General features: G+C 68.9%; 14 protein-coding genes. 11 read left to right on the top strand and 3 right to left on the bottom strand.

What is annotated here, in order from left to right; genetic code table 11:
- Positions 1-4: 4 nt before the first annotated feature.
- The 6 genes from CYFUS_RS29005 to CYFUS_RS28980 all read left to right on the top strand — a co-directional run bounded on the left by CYFUS_RS29005 (position 5) and on the right by CYFUS_RS28980 (position 8,945).
- Positions 5-520, top strand: a complete 516-nt coding sequence (locus CYFUS_RS29005) for an FHA domain-containing protein (protein WP_095988177.1) — start codon at positions 5-7, stop codon at positions 518-520.
- 72 nt (positions 521-592) lie between these two features.
- Entirely contained in the window at positions 593-1,864 is a 1,272-nt protein-coding gene (locus CYFUS_RS29000) for a Stp1/IreP family PP2C-type Ser/Thr phosphatase (protein WP_095988176.1), read from the top strand.
- Between the two features lie 96 nt (positions 1,865-1,960).
- Positions 1,961-4,930 (top strand): carboxypeptidase-like regulatory domain-containing protein, encoded by a 2,970-nt coding sequence (locus tag CYFUS_RS28995; RefSeq protein ID WP_095992294.1) that lies wholly within the window; start codon positions 1,961-1,963, stop codon positions 4,928-4,930.
- Between the two features lie 22 nt (positions 4,931-4,952).
- Positions 4,953-7,316, top strand: coding sequence for an adenylate/guanylate cyclase domain-containing protein (locus CYFUS_RS28990; RefSeq protein ID WP_095988175.1), 2,364 nt, complete (start codon positions 4,953-4,955; stop codon positions 7,314-7,316).
- A gap of 1 nt (position 7,317) precedes the next feature.
- Positions 7,318-7,902, top strand: coding sequence for a hypothetical protein (locus tag CYFUS_RS28985; RefSeq protein ID WP_095988174.1), 585 nt, complete (start codon positions 7,318-7,320; stop codon positions 7,900-7,902).
- Positions 7,902-8,945 carry a M48 family metalloprotease gene (locus CYFUS_RS28980; protein WP_157758717.1) on the top strand — a complete coding sequence of 348 codons (1,044 nt, stop codon included), beginning with the start codon at positions 7,902-7,904 and terminating at the stop codon, positions 8,943-8,945. Before CYFUS_RS28985 ends, CYFUS_RS28980 begins: the two co-directional genes overlap by 1 nt.
- 52 nt (positions 8,946-8,997) lie before the next feature.
- Here CYFUS_RS28980 and CYFUS_RS28975 read toward each other — a convergent pair whose 3' ends face one another.
- A complete protein-coding gene (locus CYFUS_RS28975) occupies positions 8,998-9,321 on the bottom strand; it encodes a hypothetical protein (RefSeq protein WP_095988173.1) in 324 nt (107 codons plus the stop codon).
- Between the two features lie 118 nt (positions 9,322-9,439).
- On the opposite strand from CYFUS_RS28975, the gene coaBC reads away from it, so the two are divergent.
- A complete protein-coding gene (gene coaBC, locus CYFUS_RS28970) occupies positions 9,440-10,666 on the top strand; it encodes a bifunctional phosphopantothenoylcysteine decarboxylase/phosphopantothenate--cysteine ligase CoaBC (RefSeq protein WP_095988172.1) in 1,227 nt (408 codons plus the stop codon).
- Here the strand turns inward: coaBC and CYFUS_RS28965 are convergent.
- Entirely contained in the window at positions 10,660-11,427 is a 768-nt protein-coding gene (locus tag CYFUS_RS28965; RefSeq protein ID WP_095988171.1) for an SDR family oxidoreductase, read from the bottom strand. The two genes, coaBC and CYFUS_RS28965, sit on opposite strands and share 7 nt — an antisense overlap.
- Before the next feature lie 80 nt (positions 11,428-11,507).
- Positions 11,508-12,152, bottom strand: a complete 645-nt coding sequence (locus CYFUS_RS28960; protein WP_095988170.1) for a TetR/AcrR family transcriptional regulator — start codon at positions 12,150-12,152, stop codon at positions 11,508-11,510.
- 392 nt (positions 12,153-12,544) lie between these two features.
- Here CYFUS_RS28960 and CYFUS_RS54640 point away from each other — a divergent pair, with 392 nt between their 5' ends.
- The 4 genes from CYFUS_RS54640 to CYFUS_RS28945 all read left to right on the top strand — a co-directional run bounded on the left by CYFUS_RS54640 (position 12,545) and on the right by CYFUS_RS28945 (position 16,731).
- A complete protein-coding gene (locus tag CYFUS_RS54640) occupies positions 12,545-13,177 on the top strand; it encodes a hypothetical protein (RefSeq protein WP_420042656.1) in 633 nt (210 codons plus the stop codon).
- The gene (locus CYFUS_RS50990; protein ID WP_157758716.1) at positions 13,174-13,623 is read left to right on the top strand and encodes a hypothetical protein; all 450 of its coding nucleotides are present in this window, start codon (positions 13,174-13,176) and stop codon (positions 13,621-13,623) included. Before CYFUS_RS54640 ends, CYFUS_RS50990 begins: the two co-directional genes overlap by 4 nt.
- Before the next feature lie 268 nt (positions 13,624-13,891).
- Positions 13,892-15,718 (top strand): DUF1549 domain-containing protein, encoded by a 1,827-nt coding sequence (locus CYFUS_RS28950; RefSeq protein WP_232536869.1) that lies wholly within the window; start codon positions 13,892-13,894, stop codon positions 15,716-15,718.
- Positions 15,718-16,731 carry a hypothetical protein gene (locus CYFUS_RS28945; protein ID WP_095988168.1) on the top strand — a complete coding sequence of 338 codons (1,014 nt, stop codon included), beginning with the start codon at positions 15,718-15,720 and terminating at the stop codon, positions 16,729-16,731. The genes CYFUS_RS28950 and CYFUS_RS28945 overlap by 1 nt, the downstream gene beginning before the upstream one ends.
- Position 16,732 lies beyond the last annotated feature (1 nt).

Here is a 16,732-nt window from a genome sequence, read left to right as displayed (position 1 = left end):
GAAGATGCTCGAGCCTCTCAGCCTGCATATCGGCCGATTCCATCGGGAGCGGACGGAGTACGAGCGGACGCTGCCCCCGGCGCTGCTGGTGTTCACGCCCGCGATCGGGGCGGATCGGATTCCGGACGATGCCGACTCGGACCGTCAATTCCGCACCCTCAGCCATGTGTCCAAGCCCATGATGGGGGTGGGCGAGCCGGTGGTGTTCCCGGTGATCAAGACGCGGGAGAATGCGTTCGGCCGTGGCATTACCGTGGGACGAACGGGCAACAACGACGTGGTGCTCGAAGATGGTACGGTGTCGCGCTTCCACGCGTGGTTCCAGCGTGAGAGCCAGGGGGGCTATCTGCTCACCGACGCGGGCTCGAAGAACGGCACGTTCGTGGAGGGGGTGCGCCTGCTGCCACGGCGCGCGTGTGCCCTGAACGACGGAGCGCGCGTGCGCTTCGGTCATGTGGAGCTGACGTTCTATCTGGCCAGTGGCTTCACGAAGGTGCTCGCGCGGCGGCTGGGTCTGTGAGCTTGTCAGCCCTCGCGGGGGCTTCGTAACGTAAGATGGGACCCCTCGACGAGGGAGCAGGGAGCGTTCGCGGTGCCATTGACGACAGAGGCGTTCGGCCTGACGGATGTGGGCCGGAAGCGGCAGCACAATGAAGATGCGATGCTCGTGGACTCCCCGCTGGGCCTGTTCATCGTGGCCGATGGCATGGGAGGCCACGCGGCGGGCGAGGTGGCCAGCTCGCGCGCCACCGAGGTGGTGCGCCAGCACATGGTGTCCAACCGCCATCTGCTCAAGGACTTGAGCACCAACACGAGCCAGGACGCGCGCAACGCGGCCCAGGCGCTCATGGAGGTGGCCATCCAGCGCGCGTGCGCGGACATCTTCCGCATGGCCCTGTCGGACCCCTCCAAGCGCGGCATGGGCACCACCTTCGTGTGCCTCGCGGTGAGCGGCAACAAGGGCGTCATCGGCCACGTGGGTGACTCGCGCATCTACCTGGTGCGCCATGGCCAGTGCCACCGGCTCACCGAGGATCACACCCTGGTGGCCGCCCAGCTCAAGGCCGGCACCATCACCAAGGAACAGGCCGCCACCTCCCAGTACCGCAACGTCATCACCCGCGCGGTGGGCATCCAGGAGTCCGTCCAGGTCGACACCCTCATCGTCGATCTCTTCCCGGGCGACCTCTTCCTGCTGTGCTCGGACGGCCTGCACGGCTACCTGGACGATGACGAGGTGTTGCCGCTCGTGCAGGGCTCCACCCCGGTGGACCTGCCCAAGCGCTTCGTGGATCTGGCCAACGAGCGCGGGGGCAAGGACAACATCACCGCCGTGGTGGTGAAGGTGTCCGGCGAGGGCACCCTGGAAGCGGAGACGAGCGAGGCGCAGAGCCGCATGGAGGCGCTGCGCAAGATTCCGCTCTTCCGCCACCTCACCTACAAGGAGCAGACGGCGGTGTTGTCCATCGCCACCACGCGCACCTTCCCTGCCGGTCGGGAGATCGTCGTGGAGGGCCAGCCGGGCGAGGAGCTCTTCGTGGTCATCCGCGGCCGGGTGGTCATCGAGAAGAGCGGGGTGGAGATCGCCGAGCTGCGCCCGGGCGGGCACTTCGGGGAGATGGGCCTCATCGACAACGCCCCCCGCTCGGCCACCGTGCGAGCGGTCGAGCCCACCCGCACCATGGTCATCTCCCGCTCGGATCTCATGGGGCTGATGAAGCGCGAGTCCATCCTGGCGGTGAAGATGCTCTGGAGCTTCGTGCAGGTGCTGTCGGATCGTCTGCGGGCCACCAACTCGGAGCTGAGCGAGGCCCGGCAGGAACTGGCGGTGGCCCAGGCCATCCAGCCCTTCGCCGAGGAATAGGGCCTCCGGGACAACTCCGGGCCGGAATGAAAGGCCCGGAATGTCCGTTGGCAGGCCGGTCGCGGGGTGAACGTCCCCGCGCCGTCCGCCCACACCATGCGCAAATGGCTCGTCATAGGTCTGGCCTTCGCCATGCTGTCGGTGGCGGTGGCGGTGTTGTGGCCCCGCTCCGGCGTCCCGGCATCCACCGGCGGCGCGGGGGCTCCCGCGGACCGCGCGCTGCCCGAGTTCGAGTCGGTGGAGGTGTCCTCCGGCGCGTCCGAGGGGCTCACCCTCACCGGGCGGGTGTTGGATCCCTCCGGCCGGCCCGTGCCGGACGCGGAGGTGTCGCTCGCCGCGAGCGCGCAGAAGACGCTCACCTCGGTGCGCTGTGACGAGTGTGGACAGGCGCTGCTGGCCTGTCCGGCGCGCGAGAGTGGCATTCACGCCTGGGCCTTCTTCGAGCAGGCCCGGGGTTTTCTCCAGGCCCGGGCCAGCACGCGCACGGACGCGCAGGGCCGCTTCCGCTTCGATCACCTCGCCGGCGTGTCCTTCTCCGTGTGGGCCCGGGCCGGGGGGTTCGGTGCCGCCCTGCGCGAGCGCGCGGCCCCGGGAGAGCCGGTGGAGCTGTACCTGTCCTCGCCCCGGAGCATCGGCGGGCAGGTGGTGGACGACGCGGGCCGGGGCCTGCCGGGTGCCCGGGTGTACGCGGTGTCGCGCAAGGTGCCCGTGCCGTCCGAGGCGGTGACGGGTCCGGACGGCTCCTTCACCCTGTCGGGGCTCGGCGAGGGGCCCTTCTATGTCGTGGCCTCGGCCCGGGGCTTCCTGCCCTCGGTGGAGCACCAGGTGGAGGCGGGCCCGCGCCCCGTGCGCTTGCGCCTGGAGCCCTCGCGCACCCTGGAGGTGCACGTCACCCATCAGGGCCGGCCGGTGGAGGCCACGGTGCGGTTGCGGGCGGATCACCTCGCCCGCGAGGCGCGCGCCGAGCGCGGCGTGGTGCGCTTCGAGGACCTGTACCCGGACTCGCTCGTGGTGTCCGCCGAGGCGGGAGCGCTCGGGGCCGAGCCGCGCACCCTGACGCTCGGCGAGCGCCTCACGCGGGTGACGCTCGAGCTGGAAGAGGCCGGCACGCTGCTCGTCACCGTGGTGGACGAGGCCGGGCAGCCGGTGCCCTCGCCGACCCTGGTGCTGCGCACCTCCCGTGGCCCCCTGCCCATCCACACGCAGAAGCCGCAAACGGGCGCGCTGGTGCAGTTCGGCCCCCTGGCCGTGGGAGACTACGTGCTGGAGGGCAAGGCCCAGGGCTACCAGGACGCGCGGCTGCCCGCCCGCGTCAAGCCGGGCGAGACGACGCTGGAGCTGGAGATGTCGCGCGCCACGCTCATCTCCGGCCAGGTGTTGGATCAGTACGGCCGGCCCGCGCCCAACGTGTCGGTGCTGGTGCAGCCCACCGGGGACGCGGTGCTCGCGGACGAGGAGGGCCACTTCTCGGTACCCGTGCCCACGCCGGGCCTCTACGCGCTGCACGCGCACCACTCCGAGTGGGGCGGTGGACAGGTGAAGGCGACGGCTCCGGCGGAGGGAGTGCGGCTGGAGCTGGAGCCGCGGGCGGCGCTGGAGGTGACGGTGACGTCCGAGGGGCGCCGGGTGGAGGGCGCGGACGTGATGTTGTGGGTGGAGAGCGAGGGCGTCTTCCGCAGTGACTCCACCTCGGGCTCCGATGGCGTGGTGCCCATGCGCGGCCTGCCCTCGGGCACCTACGCGCTGGTGGCCACGCACCCGGACTACCTGCCCTCGCCCCGGCAGAACGTGGTGGTGGAGGACGGGCAGACGCAGCGCGTGACGGTGTCGCTCGAGCCCGGGGCCGTGCTGCGCGGCGAGGTGGTGGACACCCAGGGCGCGCCCATCGCGGGCGCGACGGTGTCGGTGCTGCCCCGCGCGTCCGAGGCGGTGACGACCGATGCCCAGGGGCAGTTCGAGATGCGCGCCCTCAACCCAGGGCGCCCCTACCTCGTGGAGGCACGGCACCCGGCGTACGACCAGCGCGAGCGCGTGCAGGGCTCGGCCGGGGGCGAGCCGGTGCGGTTGGTGATGGATGCGCGTACCCTGTTCCGCGGCCGCGTGCTGGCCGAGGACGGCGAGCCCGTGCGCCACTTCCAACTGGAAGAGCACGAGGTGACGAGCGCGGACGGGCGCTTCGAGGTGGCGCTGTCCGTCGTGGAGGAGCGCGTCATCGTGTCCCTGGAGGCGCCGGGCTTCGTGCCGCTGACGGTGGACAAGCCGGCGCAGCCCAATGATCTGGGCGATCTGGTGCTGCAGCGCGCGGCCCAGGTGACGGGTCGGGTGATCGACGAGGGGGGAGGGCCCGTGGCGGACGCGGTGGTGGGGTGTGACGCGTGCGATGACTCGGTGATGACGGGGCCGGACGGCGGCTTCACCCTGGCCAGTCCCTCCTTCGTGAAGAAGTTCAACGTCTCCGCGCGCAAGGGGCGCTTGAGCGCCTCGGCACCGTTCTCGACCGAGGAGCGCCGCCCGCTGGAGCTGGTGCTCAAGCGGGCCACACGGCTGTCCGGCACGGTGTACCAGGCCAACGGCACGCCCGCCGCGGGCATCCAGGTCGAGGCCATCAACACGGAGCGCTCGGAGCCGCTGAGCATCGTCACCGGGCCGGACGGGCGCTACTCCGTGGACGTGGCCCCGGGCAGCTACCGCTTCATGATGGGCGCGGGGCGCGAGTTCTCCGGCCAGACCGTGCTGCTCATCCAGGTGGGGGAGGGCGAGCAGCAGGTGAATTTCGGGCCCGCTCCCGGCACGCACCCGTTGACGCTGGTGCTGCAGCCCGGACGGAGCCGGGTGCTCTGGGTCGTCGCCGGGGACATGCGCGGGGTGACCCGTCCCCAGCAGGAGCTGGCCCGGGTGGCCTACGGGCAGGTCATCTTCCAGCCGACGAGCGAGCGCGTCCTCCTGCAGGGCCTCCCTCCGGGGCGCTACACCGTGATCTGGGCGAGTCTGCACACCGAAGAGGAGCCCCCCGTGGTGCGCACGGTGGATCTGCCTTCCTCGGCGGAGGTTGTCCTCACTCCCTGAGTGAAGTGCTAGCGTCGGTGGCATGCGCCCGCCCCTCTCGCGCGTCCATGCCCTGCGGCTGCGCAACCGCTGGAAGTTCATCCTGCTGGTGACGGCGCTCGCCACCGTGGGCGCGGCGCTCTGCCAACGCCACGGCTGGCTGCGGATTCATGACGCCGAGCTCGCCGCCTATGATCAGGGACTCACCTTCTTCACCCGGGGCCATGCGCGCTCGCGGGACGTGCTCATCGTCGGCATCGACGATCGGACGTTGCAGGGCATCCGCGACAACGCGCGCTACGTGCGCAACTACGGCGTCTATCCGTACTCGCGCAACCTGTGGGCCCGCGTCTTCGAGCACCTCATGGACGAGGGGGCCCGCGCCATCGTCTTCGACGGGGTGATGGACGAGCGGGGCACCGACGAGAGCAACGACCTGGCGCTGGTCCAGGTCCTGGAGGAGCGCGGCATTTCGCTCACCCTGGGCTTCACCGTCAACGCGGGCCAGCCGTCCCTGCCCCGGGTGGAGCCCGTCAACCGCTTCCCCCGGCTTCCCGCCCGCGAGGGCCCGCCTCCCTCGCTCCCCGTGGCCGAGCTGGCCCCGGATCCCTTCGCCGAGCCGCAAGAGCCTCCACCGCTCGCCCCCGAGGACGTGGCGCGGGCGCTCGCGCTTCCCGTGGATCATCCCGGCCTCGTCCTGCCCGCGCTGATCCAGAAGCCGGGGGGCACTGGACCCCGACTCCCGCTGCACCCCGTGCCGCCCCTGCCCATGCTGGTGCCCACCGTGCCGGGCTTCGGGCTCGTGGCGATGGAGGAGGACACGGACGGGAAGCTGCGCCGCACGCGCTTCGCGTACTCGGACGGGGCGAACACGTACGCCACGCTGCCGCTGGCCGCGGCGGTGGATCTCCTCGGCGCCGAGCGGGTGGAGCTCGCGCCGGGCCGGCTGCGCGTCGGCGCCCGGGAGCTGCCCATCAACCTGGACGGCACGGCGGAGCTGGACTTCGGCGGCCCGTGGCAGGAGCGCTTCCAGGCGATCAGCGTCTACGCGGTGCTGGAGGACTGGGCGCGCCGCCGGGAGCATCGCGAGCGGGGCACGCCCTTCGTCCCCGTGCTCCCCGAGGGCACGTTCCGCGACAAGGTGATCGTCGTGGGCGGCTTGTCGGTGGGCACCGGCGACGTGAAGGCGACTCCCTTCCAGAGCGAGGCACCCGGGCTCGTCAAGCAGGCGGTGGTGCTCGAGGCGCTGCTGTCCGGGGGCTTCATCACCCAGGCGCCCTTCGCGCTGTCGCTGCTGCTCACCTGCGCCGTGGCGCTCCTGTCCGTGGCGCTGCTCACGCTCGCGCGCTCGCCCCTCCTGGAGATCGTCTGGCCGCTGGCGCTCAGCTTCGGCTTCTTCCTCTTCACCGGCATGTTCCTCGAGCACGGACGGGTGCATGTGCTCAGCGCCATGCCCATCTACGCGGGCGTGTTCGCCTCCCTGGCGTCGGTGGCCTTCAACCACATGTTCGCCAACCGCGAGCGCGAGCGGCTGCGTCAGGCCTTCAACCGCTTCCTGGACAAGACGCTGGTGGATCAGCTCGTCGAGCAGCAGCGGCTGCCCTCGTTGGAAGGAGAGACGCGGGAGATCACCGCCTTCTTCTCCGACATCCGCGGCTTCTCCACCTTCAGCGAGCGCTTCAAGGACGATCCCCGGGCCCTGGTGGCGCTGCTCAACCGCTACCTCACCCGTGTGAGCTCGGTGCTCATGGCGCACGGGGCCTGCCTGGACAAGTACATCGGCGACGCGGTGGTGTGCCTCTTCGGCGCTCCCCTGGACATGGCGGACCACGCGGTGCGCGCCTGCCACGCGGCGCTCGCCGTGCGCGACGAGGTGGACGCCCTGCGCGCCGAGCTGCGCCAGGAGGGCCTGCCCGACGTCTACACCCGTATGGGTCTCAACTCCGCGGAGATGTTCGTGGGCAACTTCGGCAGCGAGCACCTGCTGGACTACACCGCCATCGGCGATGGGATGAACCTGGCCGCCCGGCTGGAGGGCGCCAACAAGGCGTACGACACGGTCATCCTCATCGGCCCGCGCACCTACGCCCTGGCGCGCGAGCACATCGAGGCGCGCGAGCTGGATCGGGTACGGGTGGCGGGCAAGGCGGAGGTGGTCACCCTCTACGAATTGCTCGCGCGCAAGGGCGCGTTGCCCGCGGCCCGGCGCGCCACCGTGGAGCGCTACGCCGAGGCGCTCGCGCTCTACCGCGCCGCCTGCTTCGAGCCGGCGATGCGCGTGCTGGAGGCGGCGCTCGCGGCGGACCCGGAGGATGGCCCCAGCCGGGCGCTCCTCGCGCGCTGCGCGCATCATGTGTCCCATCCCCCTGCCATGCCCTTCGAGGGCGTGACGAACCTGGAGAAGTGACGTGAGGCCCCAACGACTCTCCTTCTGGCTGGCCCTGGTGGGTCTGTCCCTCGGCGGCCCGGCCCTGGCCGACGAGCCCGCTCGCACGCTGTACGTCAAGGCGAAGAACACCCACCTGAAGGCCTCGGGCAGTCCCACCGCGGACACCCTCCGGGTGCTGCAACCGGGCCATCCGGTGAGCTACCTCGGACGCGAGGGCTCCACGCCCTGGCACCGCGTGTCGGTGGCGGCCGACCAGGGCTCGCTCCAGGGCTTCATCTACCAGGCCAACCTCTCCTCCTCACCTCCCGCGCTGGAGGTCCTCAGCAAGGATCCGCGCAAGCCCCTGTCCCCCGAGGCCTTCGCGTCCTCGGGCGCGGCCATCAAGGCGATCGGCCCCGGCACCATCGAGTTCGGCAAGACGCTGGAGCACGCCGAGAGCGTCCAACAACTCATCCACCTGTCCGAGCTGGCCAGTGAGGTGCGGGACGCCGACGTGGCCGCGTACGCCCGTGCGGCCGGGCTGCCCGAGGTGGTGGGCTCGGGCCAGGTGACTCCGCCGCGGCCGGCCAAGACCCAGAACAAGAAGCGCAAGGGGAAGAAGTGATGCGCCGCCACCTGATGCTCGTCGCCGTCTGTCTGCCGCTGTGCGGCTTTGGCTCCTGCACCCGCTTCATCCAGGCGGACCAGCAGGCGAAACTCCGCGCGAGCGAGATGCGCCAGGAGTGCGAGGCCCTGCGCGAGCGGGTCATCACCTTCGAGGAGGAGCGCTCGTTTGGAGACGCGGTGAGCGCCCAGTGGGTGAGCGAGGGCGGGGGCCTGACCACCCAGGGCGATGCCGAGGCGCTGCATGTGCAACTCAACAAGATAGGCAGGAACCTCGCGGCTCAATCCAGCCGGCCACATCTGCCCTGGGTGTTCGGCGTGCTCCAGTCCGAGGGCGTCAACGCGGTGAGCGGCCCGGGAGGCTACGTCTTCGTGTCCGAGGGGTTGCTCGCGCGGCTGGACAACGAGGCCCAGCTCGCGGGCGTGCTGGCGCATGAGATCGCCCACATCACGGGCAAGCACGCCCTGGACGAGTACCAGGACTATCTCGTGGGCCAGTGCGAGAACTCGGCGAAGGTCGAGGAGGGGAGCGCCTACCAGGAGGCGACGGCGCAGGTGGTCTCCAATGCCGGGCAGCGGCTGGGACAGCAGTTCCAGAACCTGTCCCAGGCGCTTCCGGCGAGTACCTTGCGAGAGGCCTTCGCGCGGGCGGGCAGCAAGGTCAAGGGCTTCGACTTCGACCAGTCGGGCCGGGAGTTCATCCGCGCCGTCACCCGGGGCTTCATCGAGCGCATCAACCGCCAGGGCTTCCGGCAGGAGGACGAGTTCGCCGCGGATCTCCAGGCGGTGGAGCTCATGGCGGCGGCCGGCTACGCGCCCGACGAGTACGTGTCCTTCCTGGCGAAGCTGCCGGAGCGGGGAGGGCTCTCCACGCCCCATCCGGCGAAGACGGAGCGGCGGGTCCGGTTGCTCAAACACCTGGAGCAACTGCGTCAACAGAGCCTGGCCTCGGACTTCAAGACGCCCGTGGACCTGTCCACCACCCAGGTCGTGCCCCTCCGGGATGAGCTGCTGAACCGGCGAGCCCCTACTGCCACGCGCTGAGTCCTCTGGCGCCACGGAGGCGCGGGGCGGGCGGACTTCAGGCGGAGTCCGTTCAGTCCAGGGCCGCCTTGGCGTTCTTGATGAGCTTTTGAAGTTTCTTGTTCTTGGGATCGAGCTGAAGCGCTTGCTCCAGATGAATCAAGGCTTCGTCTTCAGCTCCTCCGCGCTCCAGGAAGAACTCACCCAGGCGAGTCAGGGCTTCGATGTTTTTCGGATCGAGTTTGATGATTTCCCTGAAAACGATTTCGAGGTCCTCGAGGATGCCGTCCAGCTCGGGATCATCTTCATCGAGATCGAGAAGTGTTTCTTCGTGACTTGCCGCCGCTTTGAACAAACGTTCGATTTCTTTTTGCTTGGGATTGATGTTCTTGGCCATGGAGCAGGCTATGCCTCGATGTGTTTGGTCGACAACGAAAATGAGCATGGCCCGGGTGGGGGCCCTTGGGGTCACCGAAAGGTTGCGAGCCCGGGCCGTGACGCGTAAGGAACGCGGCATGAACGCGTCGGCATTGCAGGGGCGCCGGGTGATCGTCGGAGTGGGCGGCGGCATCGCGGCTTACAAGGCGTGCGAGCTGGTGCGCGAGCTGGGACGCGCCGGGGCCCAGGTGCGCGTGGCCATGACGGAGGCGGCCCAGCAGTTCGTCACGCCGCTCACCTTCCAGGCGCTCAGCGGCCACCCGGTGCTCACGGACTATTTCGATCCCTCCCAGGAGGGCAACTTCGGCCACCTGGACCTGGCGCGCTGGGCGGACCTGTACGTGGTGGCCCCGGCGACGGCGGACCTGATGGCGCGCATCCGCGCGGGACTCGGCGGCGACGCGGTGACCACGTCGCTGCTCGCCTTCCGGGGACCGGTGCTGCTCGCGCCCGCGATGAACGTGGCCATGTGGGACAACGAGCGGACCCAGGAGAACCTCGCCGCGCTGCGCGCCTCGCCGCGCTTCCACTTCGTGGGCCCTGGCGCGGGAATGCTCGCGTGCGGAGACGTGGGCGCGGGCCGGCTCGCCGAGGTGGGGGACATCGTCGCGGCGGCCAAGGCCCTCTTCGCTCCGGGGCCGCTCGCGGGCCGGCGGGTGCTGCTCACCGCGGGGCCCACGCGCGAGTACCTGGATCCGGTGCGCTTCATCTCCAACCCCTCGACGGGGAAGATGGGGATGGCGGTGGCGCAGGCGGCGCGGAGCCTCGGGGCGCACGTCACGGTGGTGCTCGGTCCGGTGGGGGAGGTGGCGCGGGCGGGCCTGGAGGTGGTGGACGTGGTGGGCGCGGAGGACATGGCGCGCGAGGTGCTCGCCCGGGTGGAGGACGTGGACCTCTTCATCGCGTCCGCGGCGGTGAGCGACTGGAAGCCCCAGACGCGCGCGGAGCACAAGGTGAAGAAGACCGAGGGGCCGGAGACGCTGACGCTGGTGCGCACGCCGGACGTGCTCGCCGAGGCCTCGCGGCGGGTGGCGGGGCGGGCGCGGAGGCCCGCGCTGGTGGGCTTCGCGGCGGAGACGCAGCGGGTGGTGGAGTACGCGCGCGAGAAGCTCCAGCGCAAGGGGCTGGACGCCATCGTGGCCAATGACGTCACCGCGCCGGGCGCGGGCTTCGGCGTGGACACCAACCAGGTGACGGTGCTCACCCGGGACGGGGGCGAGCACGCGCTGTCCGGCACCAAGCACGAGGTGGCTCGCGCCCTGTTGGAGCTGGTGCGCGGCTACCTGCCCGCGCTGCCTCAGTAGGCGCTCCAGCCTCCGTCCGCCGTCACGACCGTGCCGTTGACGAAGGACGACTCGTCCGAGGCGAGGAACAAGGCGACCCGGGCCACCTCGTCCGGGTGGGAGTTGCGGACATTGAGCGCCAGGCCGGGCCCCATCCGCTCCATCACCGCCGCGGGCACCTTGCTCATGTCCAGGCCGGCGGCGATGTTGGTCATCATGCCTCCGGGAGCGATGGCGTTACAGCGGATGCCGGCCTTGGCGTAGAAGAACCCGGTGTTCTTGGTGAGGCCAATCACCGCGTGCTTGCTCGCGGTGTAGGCGGCTCCAGCGCGCGCGCCCTGCAGGCCGCCCACGGACGCGATGTTGATGATGTTGCCCGTCTTCTTCTCGACCATGATGCGCAGGGCGCTCCTCATGGCGCGGAAGGGCGCCGTCAGGTTGATGCTCATGAGGCGCTCCCACATCGCGTCCGTCACGTCGCCCACCGGGCTGAAGTCATCCATGACGCCCGCGTTGTTCACCAGGATGTCCAGGGTGCCGTGGGTGCTCAGGGTCGTCTCGAACATCTTGTCGAGGTCCGCCTGCTGGGAGATGTCGACGCGCAGCGGCGTCACGACTCCGCCCGCGTCCCGGATTTCTCCGGCCAGGGACTCGAGCCCCGCCGGGTTGATGTCGGTGGCGACCACGCGGCTGCCTTCGGCGGCGAAGAGCCGGGCGATGGAGCGGCCCAGGCCCGAGGCCGCGCCCGTGACGATGGAGACCTTGCCTTCGAGTTTCTTCATGGAGGAGTTCCCGTGGAGGAGGGTTCAGGACAACGACTTGATGCGGACTGCGCACTGCATGATGGGTTTCGGGTTCACTCTCACCGCCGGGCGGTGACAGGGGCCAGCCACACTCCGACGAGCGCGTCGACCAGTCCGGCCGCGGTGGACTCCCACGTCGAGCCGGGCGGGGTGGTGCCCTCGTGCAGCGCGCGCTCGCGCTCGGCGCACATGTGCACGATCATCAACCGGCTCATGTAGCCACGCTCCTGCTGCACCTCCTCGGGGAGCCGCGGAACCAGCCGGAACATGCCCTCGACGTTTTGCTGCATCGATCGCGAGGAGAGCGCCTCGTTTGTCACCAACTCCCGGAAGGAGGGATGGGTGGTCACCTGGGCGACGAACCGCGCGTACCAGGAGGGGCTGCCCAGCGAGGCGAGGTGCTCGGTGATCGGCCGCACGAGGCAGGACGCCCAGTCGCGCAGGTCGGGCGAGCCGGCGATCTCCGCGAGCATCTCGGTACGCCGCCGTTCGATGGACTCGGAGTGTCGGCGCACGATCGCCACCACGAGGTCCTCCTTGGAGCCGAAGTGGTAGCCGACGGCGAAGTTGTTCGACTGGCCGGCCGCCTCGCTCACCTGACGGTTGGAGACCGCCTCCACGCCGTGCTCGGCGAACAGCCGCTCCGCGGTGACGAGGAGCAATTCGCGTGTCTCACCGCCCCGGTCGGATTTGCTCGGACTCACCCGCGCACCAGAACCTTTCTCAACCCCATGCGAGGGGGATTAAGTCGAATGACTGAAAAAGTCAATTGACTTAAACTGGTGCCTGATTCCTCCCGTCCCGTCCCACGCCGTTCCCCCGTGTGCACCTCTACCCCCCTGGAGGGGCGCGCCAGCATACTCCGAACGGACCCACCAGGATCTTTCAGGTCCTGACTCGATTGGAGGACGTGGCCATGCGTTTCCGCGCGTGCATCGCACTTCTGTTCTATCTCTCCGCCTGCGCTACGTCAGCGCCGAGCCCCAGAGAGCCATCGGCCCGAGACCCGCGGCTCGTCAATCTCCAGCGAGCGGCGACGCTGCCCTGGACGGACGGGGGGCGGTGCGCCGTCCAATCGGCTTCCGAGACCTGGCCCGTGCTGGCGGAGCGATGCTTTCATGCCCTCGACCATGACCGGATCGAGTTTCACGACCTCACGGGACGATGCGCCGTTGCCTCTGCGGGTGCCGCGGCCATGGGGCTTGGCGTCTGCGTCCTCGCGGCGCCGGAGATCGTCGTGGGGGCTGTAATTGTGGCGGGCGTTGTCGTGGTGGGCTTCGCCATCAAAGAGGCCCTGGATGCGTATGAGCTGAGCTGGGGCGATCCCGAGAAAGTGAGGCCCGCGCCTGAAACGAAGCCCGTACCTGAAACGGAATCGTTCACGTCGCTGTTCAATGAGAACACCAAGGAGCAGGAAGATGCGAAGACTGGATCGAGGATTACTGAGGTCACGGAAGGGGAAGGGGTGATTGAGATCGTTGCGGAAGGCGAGAATGGCGAAATTCGAATCATGGGCAACATCGAAGCCAGTGGGGGGACGATCACGCTTGATCAGACCCATATTCAAGGTCAGGGCGCGGGAACAAGCGGTTTGATGGAAATGGGTGAGATTATCCGTGAGTTCGGGCGATCACGTGGTGCAAGCGAAGTCATCATTCAAGGTGCGACGCGAACGACCGGAGCGCGCCCCGGTCACACGCCTCGTCCAATTCGAGTCAGGGTGAAATGAGCGCCATTCAACTCGTATTCTCGGGCTGGAAGGACGATCCGCGCTCGGTGGATCTCGTTCATCTTCTTCGTCGTGAACTCAAGCTATCGCTTGGTGTTTCCAAGCGGATCGTGGATTCTATTGTCGCTCGGCCAGTGGAGATGGTCGAGGTCTCCAATGAAATGGTCGCGAAACGGGTGCGCGAACTCGGTGCAGGTATCGGACTATATGCTGCCGTGAAGGGACCGAAGATCTATTTCACTGGCCTGAGACCCAACGCGAGTCGGGAATCTCTGGTTCACTTGCTCTCGGAGGATGGTGGCCTCGCGGTGGATGAGGCAGGCCGCCTGGTTGACCGACTGGTTGGCTCGGGTGAAACAGCAGTGGAGAGCGATGATCGGGAGTGTGCCCTTCGATGCTGTGAGGGGGCAGAGCTGCTAGGTTTTGTCTGTACTCTCACCTCATAGGGGGCTGTGTCCGCTTCCGGTTTCGCTTCACAGCGGCCGAGGTGATCTTGAGGGTGCAGGGCCAGCCGAGCTGCGCGGGTTCCCCCTGAGCGCCCACCACGACGTCGCCAGCACCATTTGGGGGGATGGGAGCCTCCTGCCGGCTGCCGCCGGGGCCGCGGGGGTCGTTGCTCAGGATTTCGGCTTGAGCACGAAATACATCCCCTGCCGGTTAATCCTTTTGCAGCGAAACACGCCGCTCGGTATGCTCCCGAGGATGCACTGGCACTTGCATCGGAAGCGCGTGGCCATTCTGACCGTGCTGTTCGCCATGTCAGGATTCCTCGGGAGCGAGGCGTACGCCCAGCAATGTGGCCCCGAGGCGCCTGAAGAGCCCCAGAATCTCAACGACCAGATGAGCGCGACGCGGATCTTGCGGCGCGTCATGCTCGGGCTCACGGGGACCACGCCCACCGTCGAGCAGTACGAGGCGATGGTGGACGCGGCCACACCGGAAGCGCGGGAAACCATCCTGCGCTCGGCGCTCGAGGATGCGCTCGCGTCGCCGAAGTTCTACGAGCGCATGCTGCGCTATGGCCACGAGTGGCTCGCGGTGGGCGCGTACACCGCTGGCGCCGCCGGTGACGCGTACCAGGGCGACATGTCGGGCCACCTCCACAGGTGCCCCAGCAACACCCAGCACCCGGGCGCGTACTACCACGCGAACGAGTTCCAGCAGCAGGACGGCTCGGGCAAGCAGTGCACGAACCAGGATGGAAACGGCAATCCCGCGACGCCCGAGGTGCATGCGATCGAGCCCTGGTGGGCGCCGGGAACGACCGTCGAGGTGCTCGGCAAGGCCGGCTCCTCCGTCACCCAGATCATCGATTCCCAGGGGAAGACGGTCGACTGTGGCGTGGCCTACGGTGGCTACTATGATCCCGTGCTGCCCTCGGGGTGCGGCTGCGGGCCCAACCTGGTGTGGTGCGCGCCGCTCGTCGGCTTGAACACCCTGAGCGTCACCGATCTCAACGTCCAACGCCGCCACCCCTACGAGGAGCCCGCGCGCCTCTTCGCGCACCTGGCGTGGCACGACCGGCCGCTCTCGGACCTCGTCCTTGGCAACTACTCGGTGGGAACCAACTGGCTGCGCGCGCTGTACGTGCGCCTGGGCCGGCAGATGGGCAGCAGCGCGGTGGACGCGAACACCACGTGGTGGCGCCCGAACGTGGGCAACGCACCGCGTGACCCGATGCACCCGACACCGAATGATCCGCAGGCGTGGCGCGAGTTCGTGGTCGAGGAACTGGAGCCCTTCCACCTCGCGCTCTCCAACGGCCGGGAGCGCTCCGGCAGTCTCGATCGCACCTACCGCTTCGATCCGCGCACCACCAAGGACGCGCCCCAGGGCCTGCCCACCGCCGGGGTGCTCACCATGATGGGCGCGATGTCCTCGTTCCCGCGCGAGCGCGTCCGGGCCGCGCGCTTCCTGGAGATGTTCGCCTGCCAGAGCTTCTCGCCGCCCCCCGCGGACGTGCACTTTCCTCCCCTCGAGACCGATCCCGCGACCGGCGGAACGTGCCAGCACTGCCACAAGACGCTCGATCCCGCGGCGATCTTCTTCAAGCGCTGGGACTTCAATCCGACCCCGAGCTACTACGTCCCCTGGCCCTTCATCCCGGGCATGGGCCGCTACCGCATCACCAAGGAGTGGCTGTCCGGGCAGTATCCGCACAGCGGCACCACGCCGGGAAATCGCTGGAGGAACGCGTTCCTCCCCAACACCGTGTTGACGCCGGTCACCCCCGCGCAGCTCACCGCCAATCCGGAAGCGGTGATGCTCGACACGATGCCCGAGACGTACACGCTGCTCGGTGAGCATGGCGATGGCACCATGGGCCCGCTCGGGTTCGCCAAGCTCCTGGTGCGCTCCGGCGAGTTCGATCGCTGCGCCTCGCGCAGGCTCTACGCGATGTTCATCGGCCGGGAGCTGAATCCGGCCACCGAGAAGGTCTTCATCGACAAGCTCGCCAGGGAGTTCGTTGCACGCGACCGCAAGCTCCGGCCCTTCCTGCGCTACCTTTTCGAGCAGTCCGAGTTGCGGAGGGGCCTGTGATGAGAACATGGCGTACATGGCTGGGAGCCGCCGCGCTGATCCTCCTCGGCCTCACCATGGGGGGCTGCCCGAAGCCCACGGACGGCGACAAGTGCGAGGCCGTGAACAAGAACGACGAGGTCCGCCTCGCGCTCGCGCCCGCGTGCCAGGGCTGCCACCTCACCGGCAACAAGCCGTTCTTCGCCTCGCTCAGCGCGTTCGAGAGCGGGCTCGTGTACAACGAGAAGTACGTCAAGCGTGGGGATCCCGAGAACAGCGTGTTGATCCAGCTGCTCAAGGGCGTCGCCCCCGGAAGCTATCCCCAGATGCCGCTGGGCGAGACCTACAATGAACTCGTCACCAGCGGCCGTGTCACGCTGAGCCTCGAGCAGGTGGAGGCCTGGATCCGCGATCTGCCACCTCCGCCCGCGCAGTTGGAGGCTCCGGCTCCGGGGGAGTTCAACGTCCGCCGGCTGACGGCCGAGGAGATGGTCGTGAGCTTGATGGATCAGCTCGGACTCACGCTCGAGGACTTCGTCAGCACCAGCGATCCCAACTGGCGCAACAGCGCGTACATCGTCAATGGCGGCAGGTTCTTCGTGTGGCCCGGGGATTGGTCGCCCGGCATCTCGGGCCAGTACATCTCCGACTCCCGCACCGGCGAGCGGTTCGAGGCCCTCGGAGGCGGCAACCCGCTCATGTACCGCAAGCGGGACGTGAGCTTCGGTCCCTCCGCCGCGCAGGCGCTGGTCCAGATGTCGCAGGCCTGGTGTTCGCGTGCGGTGGACAAGGCGGGCAACAAGGCGGTGTTGCGCTACGTGACGCTCACCAACACCTCCACCAACAACCCGGACGCGGTGCAGAAGAACCTGCGCGCGCTCTACCTGCGCATGCTCGGACAGCCGCCCTCGGAAGAGGAAGCGAAGGCGCTGTACGAGCAGATCTATCTCCCGCTCGAGGCGCAGAACACGCGCCTGGCCTGGATTGGCGTCTGCGCGGCGCTCGTCCGTCACCCGCTGTGGCTGACCTACTGAG

It is taken from the genome of Cystobacter fuscus (assembly GCF_002305875.1).
In the GTDB taxonomy this organism is placed as follows: Bacteria; Myxococcota; Myxococcia; order Myxococcales; family Myxococcaceae; genus Cystobacter; species Cystobacter fuscus_A.
This window is presented reverse-complemented; position numbering and strand designations above follow the sequence as displayed.